Here is a 12,906-nt window from a genome sequence, read left to right as displayed (position 1 = left end):
CGCTCTGGAAAAAAACAAAGGCCCTAATATTCCTTCAATGATGTAAGCCTTTGGCCGCAGAAAAACACTCGTCGTAAACACGACCAAAGCAGTACGAAAAATCCTTTCAGCTGTATCAGGGGAGACAAATTCCAGACAAAAAAATGCCCGGCGAACCGGGCAAGTTTTTTGCGGCGCGTGCTTACAGGTTGTAGCCGCGCTCGTTGTGTTGTGCCAGATCCAGGCCGACCGATTCTTCTTCCTCGGTCACGCGCAGCCCCATCACGGCATCCAGTACCTTGAGGATGATGAAGGTGACGATCGCGGTGTAGATCACGGTGAAGCCGACGCCTTTGCACTGAATCCAGACTTGTGCAGCGATGTCGGTGACGGTGCCGAAGCCACCCAGCGACGGTGCAGCGAACACACCGGTCAGGATCGCGCCGAGGATACCGCCGATACCGTGCACGCCGAAGGCATCCAGGGAGTCGTCATAACCGAGTTTGCGTTTCAGGGTGGTGGCGCAGAAGAAGCACACCACGCCCGCCGCCAGACCGATCACCAGGGCGCCCATCGGGCCCACGGTGCCCGCGGCCGGAGTGATCGCCACCAGACCTGCAACGACGCCGGATGCGATACCCAGTGCGCTTGGTTTGCCGTGGGTGATCCACTCGGCGAACATCCAGCCCAGTGCAGCAGCGGCGGTCGCGATCTGGGTCACCAGCATCGCCATGCCGGCGGTGCCGTTGGCGGCCGCAGCGGAACCGGCGTTGAAGCCGAACCAGCCAACCCACAGCATCGCCGCGCCCATCAGGGTGTAACCCAGATTGTGTGGCGCCATCGGGGTGGTCGGGAAGCCTTTGCGCTTGCCCAGTACCAGGCAGGCAATCAGACCGGCCACACCGGCGTTGATGTGCACCACGGTGCCGCCGGCGAAGTCGAGTACGCCCCAGTCCCACATCAGGCCGCCGTTGCCGGACCAGACCATGTGCGCGATCGGTGCATAGACCAGGGTGAACCAGATGCCCATGAAGATCAGCATCGCGGAGAACTTCATCCGCTCGGCGAACGCACCGACGATCAGCGCCGGGGTGATGATCGCGAAGGTCATCTGGAAGGTGATGAAGACCGCCTCGGGGAACAGCGCCGCCGGGCCGGTCAGGCTCGCTGGCGTGACACCGGCGAGGAACGCCTTGCCGAAACCGCCCACGAACGAGTTGAAGTTGACGACGCCCTGCTCCATGCCGGTGGTGTCGAACGCGATGCTGTAGCCATAAATGACCCACAGGACGCTGATCAGACCGGTAATGGCGAAGCACTGCATCATCACGGAAAGAATGTTTTTCGACCGAACCATGCCGCCGTAGAACAGCGCGAGGCCGGGAATGGTCATGAACAGCACGAGGGCTGTGGAGGTGAGCATCCAGGCGGTGTCGCCGGAGTTCAGGACTGGAGCTGCCACTTCGTCTGCCGCCATGGCCAGGCCGGGCATTACGATAGACAACAGGGCTCCAAGCCCTGCGAATTTACGCAGAGTCATATTGTTTTCTCCTGGGGCGTTGGGTTTGTGGCGGCGTTTAGATCGCGTCGGTATCGGTTTCGCCGGTACGGATGCGGATCGCCTGTTCCAGATTGACCACGAAGATCTTGCCGTCACCGATCTTGCCGGTGTTGGCAGCCTTGGTTATCGCCTCGATAACCCGATCCAGATCCTTGTCGTCGATGGCAACGTCGATTTTCACCTTGGGCAGAAAATCGACCACATACTCCGCGCCGCGATACAGCTCGGTGTGACCCTTCTGCCGACCGAAGCCTTTGACTTCAGTAACGGTAATGCCCTGCACGCCGATTTCGGACAGCGACTCGCGCACGTCGTCCAACTTGAACGGCTTGATGATGGCAGTGACTAGCTTCATGAAACTCTCTCCCGAATTGGTGGACTTGCCCCAGGAAAACAAACCCGACTCAAGTCTAAGCGCAGTGCCTGGCTTTGTAACGCTTCGTTGTCGACGCCAGCTAACCGCTCCAGACGAAACTCCCCGCTCCGTCTGCCGCACTGCATTCGTCACAGCGACTGCATCAGTGCATGGGTCGAAGGTGACTAAGCAGAAAGCTTGCCATCTCGCCAAAAACCACTGATTTCAATCCCTTGGCCGCTGCGGCAGATGCCATCACCCAAATGGCACTCGGGATACGCACAACAACGGTGCGCGGCCGTGCATGCCATTGCGCGAAAAGCGTGCATCCGTGCCTGCGCCAATGACTATAGACACTGCGTGATACACTGCCGGCCATTGTTTCCAGGACATATCCCATGCTCGCGCCCAAAGACTTCCTCGACGCCCTGAGCGGCACCGCCTCCCGCCTGTTCAGCGGCGACACGCCCTTGCCAAAAGCCGAAATCGAAAGCCAGTTCAAGATGCTGCTGCAAAGTGCCTTCAGCAAACTGGACCTGGTGAGCCGCGAAGAGTTTGACAGTCAGATGGTCGTGCTGGCGCGCACTCGCGCCCGGCTGGAGAGCCTTGAGGCGAAGGTGGCGGAGATGGAAGCGAAGCTGACGCCGCCGGCTGAGTGAATATCGAGAAGCTAAAACCGCTCCTGCCGAGGCAGGAACGGTTTCCGTCGGTTTAATCCTTACAGGGAATTATTCCAACGGTCTCGCAGAATCTCGTACAGGCGAAAAGCCCATAGCGCGATCCTGACGAGGCGCCACATATGTTTAAGAAACTTAGACATATTTTGGCCCTCCTTGCGTGGGGCCAAACCTCCGATGCTCTTTCCGGCGTACGAACACCTTCGGGACTACACACGAGTGTGCCCACCAAGGCGGCCGGGTGTGGATCCCCCAAAACAACACCGGCACGGGTCTCACACCGTGTCGAGGAACATGAAAATCGTTATGTTCCCGACCACACTTTGTGAACACTCGATGAGTGGGCATCGTCGCAGCGGATGGTATGGCAGACCTTGAAAAGCAACTTAAACAAGTTGTATCAAGTCATTAATCGAGTACTGGCAAAGAGAGGGTTATGCCTCATTCCAGCTCACACTTGGTTGGCGAAAATTTCGCTGATGCTTGCGCCAACGATCAAACATGCATAACCTCGGGATACGCGAGTGTGTCCACTAAGGATGCGCAGGCCTTGGACTCACCGAAGCCTGCAACTAAAAACCGTCTCCTCAAGGCGGTTTTTTTTCGCCTCGAGATAGTTGCAACAATCGGTTTTCTGAGGATTAGTCACAGCAACTGTTTAGCTCCCAAGCTGTATCACACCTCAATCTGCCCACACCAACGTCCTACACTCACGCAAGTACCGTCCTAAAAGGACTGTCCCCAAGCCTGATTACGTGAGTATCCCTGCCTTCGCTACCTTCTGCGGCCCGATCCAAACAGAACACAGACACGAGGTGTCTATGAAACAGAAGAAGCGGAAAAAACAGCCGTTACTTGCATCCAGGCTTCGTGTAGAAGGGCCCAGTTTGGCCGATACGATTTCTGCCAGTCAGCGGAATTTTTTGAAGGTCGCCGCGACCTATGGCAAAGAACTGGAGCCAGATGGCTGGCTCGCCGGTGGCGGAACCTGAATCCCGAATTAAAAGACCGCCTGGTTGGCGGTTTTTTTACGCCTGACGATTAATCATTTCGACTCCAGCAACATCCAGTGAAGGTTTGCCCAGGCAGCCGTCCCTCCAACACTCTCCTCCCCGACTACCCTTAAAAAACCGCAGGAAGCGGCCCCCGATTCAACTCAAGGAACGACCATGTCCCTCGCCATCGTCCACAGTCGCGCCCAGATTGGCGTGGATGCCCCCGCTGTCACCGTTGAAGTTCACCTCGCCAATGGCTTGCCCTCGCTGACCATGGTCGGCCTGCCCGAAGCGGCGGTGAAGGAGAGCAAGGACCGGGTGCGCAGTGCAATCATCAATTCCGGGCTGCAGTTTCCGGCGCGGCGGATCACCTTGAATCTGGCGCCGGCGGATCTGCCCAAGGATGGCGGCCGCTTCGACCTGGCGATTGCGCTGGGAATTCTGTCGGCGAGTGTGCAGGTGCCGACGTTGACGCTCGATGACGTGGAGTGCCTTGGCGAACTGGCGTTGTCCGGCGCCGTGCGGGCGGTGCGCGGGGTGTTGCCGGCGGCGCTGGCGGCGCGCAAGGCCGGGCGGACGCTGGTGGTGCCACGGGCGAATGCCGAGGAAGCGTGTCTGGCCTCGGGACTGAGGGTGATCGCGGTGGATCATCTGCTGGAGGTCGTGGCGCATTTCAATGGGCATACTCCGGTCGAGCCTTATGTCTCGGACGGGCTGATCCATGCCGCCAAACCCTATCCCGACTTGAATGAGGTACAGGGCCAACTGGCCGCCAAACGTGCGCTGCTGATTGCCGCCGCCGGTGCCCACAACCTGCTGTTCAGCGGGCCACCGGGGACGGGCAAGACGTTGCTGGCCAGTCGTTTGCCGGGCTTGCTGCCACCGCTGGCCGAGAGTGAAGCGCTGGAAGTGGCGGCGATTCAATCCGTCGCCAGCGGCGCACCGTTGACCCACTGGCCGCAGCGCCCGTTTCGCCAGCCGCATCACTCAGCCTCCGGGCCGGCACTGGTCGGTGGCAGCTCAAAACCGCAGCCCGGCGAAATCACACTCGCTCACCACGGCGTATTGTTTCTTGATGAACTGCCCGAGTTTGACCGCAAGGTGCTGGAGGTTCTGCGCGAACCGCTGGAATCCGGCTGCATCGTCATCGCACGGGCCAAGGAACGAGTGCGGTTTCCCGCACGATTCCAGCTGGTGGCAGCGATGAATCCCTGCCCTTGTGGATATCTTGGCGAGCCCAGCGGCAAGTGCTCGTGCACGCCGGACATGGTGCAGCGCTATCGCAACAAGTTATCGGGGCCGTTGCTCGATCGGATCGATTTGCACCTGACGGTGGCGCGGGAGGCGACAGCGTTGAACCCGGCGGTGAAACCGGGAGAGGACAGCGCCAGCGCGGCCACATTGGTCGCCGAGGCCCGCGAACGCCAGCAAAGACGCCAGGGCTGTGCCAATGCATTTCTCGATTTGCCGGGGCTGAAGAAGCACTGCAAGTTATCCACAACCGATGAAACCTGGCTGGAGACGGCGTGCGAAAGGCTGACCTTGTCATTGCGTTCAGCGCATCGGTTGCTCAAGGTCGCGCGGACGCTGGCGGATCTGGAGAAGCGTGCGGATATCAGTCGCGAGCATCTGGCCGAAGCGTTGCAGTATCGGCCGGCGACCGTCAGTTGAAAATCGTTCATATAAATGCAGGATTTCTTCGGAAAAGCTGCCTTGTGTAGCAGGAAGAATCTGAAGCTATTGCAGTAGCCGCTTTCCGCTGCCTGTAGTAGCCTTGAAATATCGATTTTTAATCAAAAATTATCTCTGATTTTATAGCAGGTAAATTATGGTAAACATAATTTGGGGTTCTACAAAAAAACCAGTTTCCAGCCAACAGCTTGCAGAGTTCTTTCAGAACAATCCTCAGTATGATGGCCATCTGTTCATTGGGTACCCAATTATAGGCACACCTGAAGGACCTTATCCTGTAGATGCAATTTGGCTAAGCAAAGAGCACGGTTTACTTTTATTTAACCTTATTGAAGGCAAAAACTCGTCAGGGTACGAGCAGGCGCAAGACGATAGTTTTAACACCCTCGAAGCCAAGCTGAGAAATCATAAAAGTTTAATGCGTGGTCGTAAGCTACAGATACCTCCAAACGTAATAACTTTTGCACCAGCAATCCCAATTCGCCCAGAAATATTAGAAGACGAATATCCGATTTGTAACGCAACAAGCCTCCACGCCTTCATTGATGAACTTCCAGAATTTGACAACACAGAGATATTTGAATCCGTTCTCGCTGTAATACAATCAATCTCAACCATCAGAAAAGGTAAGCGCAAGCGCGAAACTTCCTCAACAACATCAAGAGGGGCCATTCTAAAAAACCTTGAAGACTCCGTTGCCAACCTCGATAACCTTCAAGGCAGTGCAGTTATCGAAACAGTACAAGGGGTACAACGAATTCGAGGATTGGCTGGCTCGGGAAAAACCATTGTCTTAGCCTTGAAAGCGGCTTACCTCCACGCACAACATCCAGAGTGGAAAATTGCAGTAACGTTTAATACCAGATCACTTAAGGGCCAGTTCAAAAGACTCATCAATACATTTGTAATCGAGCATACAAATGAAGAGCCAGACTGGGACAACCTTCAAATAATAAATGCTTGGGGCGGCCCTGGCGGCGCTCAAAGAAATGGTATGTATTATAGCTTTTGCCAAACGCATGGCATTGAGTTTTTAGATTACCAGACCGCAAAAAATAAATATGGAAGAAATAGAGACTTTGAAGGTGCTTGCGAAAAAGCCCTAAAGGACGTGTCTGACGTCAAATCACTATACGATGTAATTTTGATTGACGAAGCCCAGGATTTTTCTCCCGCGTTTCTTCGACTATGCTATGAATACTTAACCCCCGAAAAACGCTTAGTATACGCATACGACGAACTTCAAAGTCTTAGTGAAAAATCACTCCCCGCACCGGAGGAAATTTTTGGCACAAACCCTGACAGTTCGCCTAGAGTAAAATTTGAAGACCCTGTCCCTGGCAAACCTAAGCAAGACATTATTTTAGAAAAATGCTATCGAAACTCACGCCCTGTACTGACCACCGCTCATGCACTTGGCTTTGGCATATATAGGAAAGCTGATAGTAAGACTGGAACTGGCTTGATACAAATGTTCGATCAAAGCCAACTCTGGAAAGATGTTGGTTATGAAGTAAAAGATGGCTCGTTAGAAGATGGGGCTCATGTAAGGCTTGCTCGAACTGAATTCAGCAGCCCTGCCTTCCTTGAAGATCATTCTGATATCGATGATATAGTTCAGTTCGTAAAATTTGACTCAGCGGAAGAGCAAGCTATCTGGCTCGCGGATTCTATTCAGTCAAACCTAACAAAAGACGAACTTAATTATGACGATGTAATCGTAATCAACCCCGACCCAATCAAAACCAGAGACGCTGTCGGGCCCGCGAGAAAACTATTATTTGAGAGAGGAATTAACTCCCACCTCGCCGGCGTCGACACGTCTCAAGATGTATTTTTCGAGAGCGATGAGGACTCAGTTGTTTTCACCGGAATATATCGAGCAAAAGGTAATGAGGCTGGAATGGTTTATATCATTAACGCACAGGATTGCTATTACTCATTCGGCAGCCTCGCCAGGATGAGAAACATGTTGTTTACAGCAATGACAAGAAGTAAAGCTTGGGTAAGGGTCTTAGGTATCGGGTCACAAATGCAGAACCTTATCGAAGAATTCGAGCAGGTAAAAAATAATAAATTTGAATTAGCCTTTAAGTATCCCACCGATGCCGAAAGGGCAAACTTGAACATTGTCAACAGAGACATGTCGTCAGAAGTAAAAGGCAAAATAAAACAAGTTCAGGGCAACGTAGCAACGCTTCTGGACGAAATCGAGCAAGGGAAAGTTTTTCTTGACGATCTTCCAGAGGACCAACTTGAGCGCCTGCGCGCATTGTTAAACAAAGGAAGCTAACAATGCCAACACCGGAAATAATAAGAAATCAAGTAGCACGCTTAACGGCTGATTTCATAGGCCTAGGCTTATGTAACAGCCAAAACTTTCCATCGCTAGTCACCAATGGCGATCTACAAGAGATAAGTTACAGCGGACACGGCGACCTGAGCATTGTATTAAAAAACCAACCCTATCAAGAGATTTATGAAGAGCTACTTCGAACAAATGCTTACAACCTAAAAATGCTCGACGGCGCCTTAGTACAACTTATGTACAAATTTGAAAGCGGGGCACTTACCCGCCACAGGCTTGCATTCTTCCCTTCTCCGGATCTAACCGAGTATCAAAACAATCCCGAAATTTACGAAGATGATGAAATCTATGCGGACATAGTGATGAGGAACATCGTGGTTTTTCCCATAAGATTCGACTTCGACTCAACCGAAGGGACTTATAGAGAAATTGAACACCCTAAATCTCATTTAACTTTAGGACAGTACAAGAATTGCAGAATTCCTGTGAATGCTCCAGTGACGCCTTACGCATTCCTAGCATTTCTACTACGGAATTTCTACAACACCGCCTTTAAAAAGCATACAGATTCAATTACTCCATTCAATGAATCTTTTGAGAGCTCCATTTTCGACTCCGAAAGAGCAATCGGTCATATCACTCTATAAATATTTAAGGCCAGATTTAACGCCGTTAAATTTGGCCTTAAACTCGACTAGCTAGCTCAACGGAAGCGGTCGACCTCTTGGCGCAGGTCGGCTGCCAGGCCTTCCAGCTCCTTGGCGGTGATGGCCAGGTTCGACACCACTTCGCGCTGCTCGCTGTTGGCCATCGCGATGCTCTGCAAGTTACTGCTGAGCAAAGTCGCGGTGCTGCTCTGCTCCTGAGTCGCGGTGGTGATCGCGGCAAACTGCTCACCCGCCGAGCGACTTTGCTCGTCAATGCGGGCAAGTGCCGAGGCGACGTTGGCGTTACGCGACAGGCCTTCCTGCATCAGCAGGTTGCCCTGCTCCATGGTGCTGATGGCGTTGCCGGTTTCCTGCTGAATGCTGTGAATCATGCTGGAAATTTCATCCGTCGCCTGACGGGTTCGCGAGGCCAGGCTGCGCACCTCGTCGGCCACCACGGCAAAGCCGCGACCTTGCTCACCGGCGCGGGCCGCTTCGATGGCCGCGTTGAGTGCCAGCAGGTTGGTCTGTTCGGCAATCGAGGTGATAACGCTGACGATGCCGCCGATTTCCTGGGAGCGCTGACCGAGCGTATTGATCACGGTCGCGGTGGTGTTCAGTGCGCCAGCAATCTGCTCCAGCGAGGAAGACGCCTCTTCCATCGACGTACGACCGATCTGGGTCTGCTGGGCATTTTCCTGGGCCAGACGCTGGGTGTTGCCCATGTTGTCGGCAATGTTCAGCGAGGTGGCGGAGAACTCCTCTACCGCGCCGGCCATGCTGGTGATCTCGCCGGACTGCTGCTCCATGCCTTCGTACGCGCCACCGGACAGACCGGACAGCGCTTGAGCCCGGCGGTTGACCTCTTCCGAAGCGCGGCGGATGTGCTCGACCATGGTCGACAGTGCCTGGCTCATCTGGTTGAACGCGCGAGCCAGCTGACCAATCTCGTCGTTGCTCGACACGCTGAGACGCACGCTCAAATCACCAGCACCCAAAGCTTCAGCCTGCCGCACCAGATCCCCCAGAGGCGCCAGCTTGCTGCGCAGCAACCAGACCACGGAGCCGACCGCCAGCAACATCGCCAGCAGGCTGCCGATGGCCAGTTGGGTGCCGACGCTCCAGGTCACCGCGCGGATCTCGGCCTTCGGCATGCTCGCCACCACCGACCACGGACCACCCTCGAACGGCACGGCGATGCTGTAGAAGTCTTCGGACTTGTCGCTCCAGAACCGGCCTTTACCCGGCGCCTTCGCCAAATCGTTGACCACAGGAATCGCTTGATCCAGCGCCTGCACGCCCGCCGGCGCGACCAGCCACTGATTCTTCTCGTCGAGCAGCGCCAGCGAGCCGGTCTGGCCGATGCGGAAGCGCTTGAGGTTTTCAAACTGGGCGTTTTGCGCGTCGGTGTAATCGAAGCCGACGAACAACACCGCAATCACCTTGCCGCTGCTGTCTCGCACCGGGGTGTATTGGGTCATGTAGGAGCGATCGAACAGCAGAGCGCGACCGACGTAGCCCTGCCCTGCCATCAACTTCGCATAGGCCGGGTGAGCGTGATCGAGCACGGTGCCGATGGCGCGAGTGCCATCCTGTTTGGTCAGCGAGGTGCTGACGCGGATGAAATCTTCGCCGCTGCGCACGAACAGCGTGGCGACACCCGCCGTCATCTGTTTGAACTCGTCGACTTCCTTGAAGTTGTTGTTCAACACTTCGCTGCCCAGGTGCAGGCCCGGCGTCTGGGTGCCGGCCACGGTCACCGGCTCGCTCGGATGAATGCTCAGACCTGCACTGAAGCGCTTCTCGAACAGCCCGCTCAGGCGCTGGGTGCTTTCGCGCAGCGTGCCGTGGAAGGTGCTCAATTGGTCGGCGAGCAGGCGTGCCTCGCTGGCCAGGTGTTCTTCACGGGTGGCGAGGTTGGCAGTGTCCAGCGAACGCAGAGCGAACACCGTACTGCCGCTGATGACTATCGCCAGTATCACGGCGAGCGCGAGGCCCAGCTGCGAGGCGATCCGAGCGCGAGGTTGAGACATGGACAGCTCCTGGCCGAACTTCCGATCCTCCTTGATCGCAGCTCGGATAATTTTCTAATGGGGGGTGAATCGTGGAGACCGGCACGACGGTTCCACATGCACGTATTCGGCGGTGAAACCGAATACTTGAGCGAAAAACAGGGTTATGGCGAAAGGCCGGCATTGTGCAGGCTCGAACGATTCAGCTCAAGCGTGTGACCGCCGGCAGCGCCATGGCGCGCACTTCGTTTTGCAGGAAGTCGCTGAGGCGGCGCAAACGTTCACCTCCAGGACGGGTCTTTGGCCACACCAGGTAATAATTCAGTCCGCTGGCGACCGCCGTCGGCCACGGCAGACTCAGGCGCCCTTGCGCGACATCCTCGGCCACCATCAGCAGATCGCCCATGGACACCCCATAGCCCCGGGCCGCCGCGATCATGCCCAGCTCCAGGGTATCGAACACCTGCCCGCCCTTGAGCGACACCTGATCCGACAGCCCCATGTGCTCCAGCCAGCTACGCCAGTCCCGGCGATCCGGCGTCGGGTGCAGCAACTCGGCGCTGGCCAGTCGCGCCACATCCCAGGGCTGATCGTTGAGCAGGTTCGGCGCGCCGACCGGAATCAGCTCTTCGGGGAACAGCAGACTGGCTTCCCAGTCCAGCGGAAAATGTCCGTCGCTCAGCAACACCGCGCAATCGAAGGGTTCGTTGTTGAAATCCACCGAATCCACATCCATCCACGCACTGGTCAGTTGCACTTCATTGCCCGGCTGCAAATGGCGGAAGCGACTGAGCCGCGCCAGCAACCAGCGCATGGTCAGGGTCGACGGGGCCTTCATGCGCAGGATGTCATCTTCGGCGCGCAAGGTATTGCAGGCTCGCTCCAATGCGGCGAAACCCTCGCGGATGCCCGGCAGCAACAGACGCGCCGATTCGGTCAGTTGCAGGTTGCGCCCGCTGCGGTGGAACAACCGGCAGGCGAAGTGTTCTTCGAGGGTACGAATATGCCGGCTCACCGCACTCTGGGTAATCGACAATTCTTCAGCCGCCCGGGTGAACGAACTGTGGCGCGCCGCCGCTTCGAATGCGCGCAGGGCATACAAGGGTGGAAGACGACGGGACATGCACAGCGCTCCAATGGCGGGATTGCGTCAACTTAGCAGAATCGCGGCAGGATGAGTTTTAATCATGCCATCCATCCTTTTTATCCCTTTGTGCAACCTGCGCCAAACCCTGAGAATCGACGGTCTCTTGCCCCCCTCTTTTATAAGGATGTGAACACCATGCAGCGTCCTGTGCGTACCGAACTCTGGGCCATTCTGCGGCTGGCGGGGCCGTTGATTGCTTCGCAGTTGGCGCACATGCTGATGGTGCTGACCGACACCCTGATGATGGCCCGTCTCAGCCCCGAAGCGCTGGCCGGTGGTGGCCTGGGCGCGGCGAGCTATTCGTTCGTGTCGATTTTCTGCATCGGCGTGATCGCGGCGGTCGGCACACTGGTGGCTATCCGTCAGGGCGCCGGCGACATCATCGGTGCCGCTCGCCTGACACAGGCCGGGCTGTGGCTGGCGTGGCTGATGGCACTCGGTGCCGGATTGCTGTTGTGGAACCTGAAACCGGTGCTCCTGCTGTTCGGCCAGACCGAGACCAACGTCAACGCCGCCGGGCAGTTCCTGATCGCCTTGCCGTTCGCCCTGCCCGGCTACCTGAGCTTCATGGCCCTGCGCGGTTTCACCAGCGCCATCGGCCGGGCAACACCCGTTATGGTTATCAGCCTCGCCGGCACGGTGGCCAACTTCCTGCTCAATTACGCACTGATCACCGGCATGTTCGGCCTGCCGAAACTCGGGTTGACCGGTATCGGCCTGGTCACGGCGATTGTCGCCAGCTGCATGGCACTGGCACTGGCCTGGCATATTCGCCGGCATCCGGCCTATGACGCCTACCCGTTGCGCGAGGGCCTGTCGCGGCCGAACCGCCAGTACCTCAAAGAGCTCTGGCGCCTGGGCCTGCCGATCGGCGGCACCTACGCAGTGGAAGTCGGGCTGTTCGCTTTCGCGGCGCTGTGCATGGGCACCATGGGCAGCACGCAACTGGCGGCGCATCAGATCGCTCTGCAAATCGTCTCGGTGGCGTTCATGGTTCCGGCGGGGATGTCTTATGCGATCACCATGCGCGTCGGCCAGCATTACGGCGCCGGGCAATTGAACGATGCGCGAACGTCGGGACGGGTCGGCATCGCGTTCGGCGCAGTGGTGATGCTGGGGTTTGCGATGGTGTTCTGGTTACTGCCGAATCAGCTGGTCGGTTTGTTCCTCGACCATAACGATCCGGCGTTTGCCGAAGTGATTCGTCTGGCCGTGAGCCTGCTGGCCGTGGCAGCGTGGTTCGAGCTGTTCGACGGCACGCAGACGATTGCCATGGGCTGTATTCGCGGGCTCAAGGATGCCAAGACCACGTTTCTGGTCGGGCTCGGTTGCTACTGGCTGATCGGTGCGCCGGCGGCGTGGCTGATGGCGTTCCATCTGCACTGGGGGCCGACCGGCGTCTGGTGGGGTCTGGCGCTGGGGCTGGCCTGCGCGGCGGTGAGCCTGACGCTGGCATTCGAATGGAAAATGAAGCGGATGATTCGACTGGAGCCGCAACCTCAAGGCTTCAAGATCGCTCAGCCCGAGTGAGTT

At 56.6% G+C, this 12,906-nt stretch carries 10 protein-coding genes; 6 read left to right on the top strand and 4 right to left on the bottom strand.

Going from position 1 to position 12,906, the window contains the following annotated elements; all coding sequences use genetic code 11:
• Positions 1-181: 181 nt before the first annotated feature.
• Together QLG12_RS22780 and glnK are read right to left on the bottom strand one after the other, a co-directional pair.
• The gene (locus QLG12_RS22780) at positions 182-1,519 is read right to left on the bottom strand and encodes an ammonium transporter (protein ID WP_007951904.1); all 1,338 of its coding nucleotides are present in this window, start codon (positions 1,517-1,519) and stop codon (positions 182-184) included.
• Between the two features lie 37 nt (positions 1,520-1,556).
• Complete coding sequence (gene glnK / locus QLG12_RS22775; protein WP_002555808.1) at positions 1,557-1,895, bottom strand: P-II family nitrogen regulator; 339 nt, start codon at positions 1,893-1,895, stop codon at positions 1,557-1,559.
• A gap of 398 nt (positions 1,896-2,293) precedes the next feature.
• Here glnK and QLG12_RS22770 point away from each other — a divergent pair, with 398 nt between their 5' ends.
• From QLG12_RS22770 to QLG12_RS22750, 5 genes are all read left to right on the top strand, one after another.
• Positions 2,294-2,554, top strand: coding sequence for an accessory factor UbiK family protein (locus tag QLG12_RS22770; protein WP_007920416.1), 261 nt, complete (start codon positions 2,294-2,296; stop codon positions 2,552-2,554).
• A gap of 839 nt (positions 2,555-3,393) precedes the next feature.
• Entirely contained in the window at positions 3,394-3,564 is a 171-nt protein-coding gene (locus QLG12_RS22765; protein ID WP_170928908.1) for a hypothetical protein, read from the top strand.
• A 177-nt stretch (positions 3,565-3,741) separates the two neighbouring features.
• Positions 3,742-5,238: a YifB family Mg chelatase-like AAA ATPase gene (locus tag QLG12_RS22760; protein WP_282475266.1), complete on the top strand. Its 1,497-nt coding sequence runs from the start codon at positions 3,742-3,744 to the stop codon at positions 5,236-5,238.
• Between the two features lie 157 nt (positions 5,239-5,395).
• Entirely contained in the window at positions 5,396-7,552 is a 2,157-nt protein-coding gene (locus QLG12_RS22755; RefSeq protein WP_282475265.1) for an ATP-binding domain-containing protein, read from the top strand.
• A gap of 2 nt (positions 7,553-7,554) precedes the next feature.
• Positions 7,555-8,214 carry a DUF2290 domain-containing protein gene (locus tag QLG12_RS22750; RefSeq protein WP_282475264.1) on the top strand — a complete coding sequence of 220 codons (660 nt, stop codon included), beginning with the start codon at positions 7,555-7,557 and terminating at the stop codon, positions 8,212-8,214.
• Positions 8,215-8,270: 56 nt separating this feature from the next.
• On the opposite strand, the gene QLG12_RS22745 is transcribed toward QLG12_RS22750, so the two are convergent.
• Together QLG12_RS22745 and QLG12_RS22740 are read right to left on the bottom strand one after the other, a co-directional pair.
• On the bottom strand, positions 8,271-10,247 hold the full coding sequence (locus QLG12_RS22745; RefSeq protein ID WP_236192275.1) for a methyl-accepting chemotaxis protein: 1,977 nt from the start codon (positions 10,245-10,247) through the stop codon (positions 8,271-8,273).
• A 181-nt stretch (positions 10,248-10,428) separates the two neighbouring features.
• The gene (locus tag QLG12_RS22740) at positions 10,429-11,349 is read right to left on the bottom strand and encodes a LysR substrate-binding domain-containing protein (RefSeq protein ID WP_011336536.1); all 921 of its coding nucleotides are present in this window, start codon (positions 11,347-11,349) and stop codon (positions 10,429-10,431) included.
• A 159-nt stretch (positions 11,350-11,508) separates the two neighbouring features.
• Between QLG12_RS22740 and QLG12_RS22735 the strand changes: the two genes are divergently transcribed.
• Positions 11,509-12,903, top strand: a complete 1,395-nt coding sequence (locus QLG12_RS22735; RefSeq protein WP_236192276.1) for a NorM family multidrug efflux MATE transporter — start codon at positions 11,509-11,511, stop codon at positions 12,901-12,903.
• Positions 12,904-12,906: the final 3 nt, after the last annotated feature.

It is taken from the genome of Pseudomonas sp. V88_4, assembly GCF_029967985.1.
GTDB lineage: Bacteria > Pseudomonadota > Gammaproteobacteria > Pseudomonadales > Pseudomonadaceae > Aquipseudomonas > Aquipseudomonas glycinae.
The sequence above is the reverse complement of the archived record's forward strand: the minus strand, read 5'-3'. Positions and strand labels throughout refer to the sequence as shown.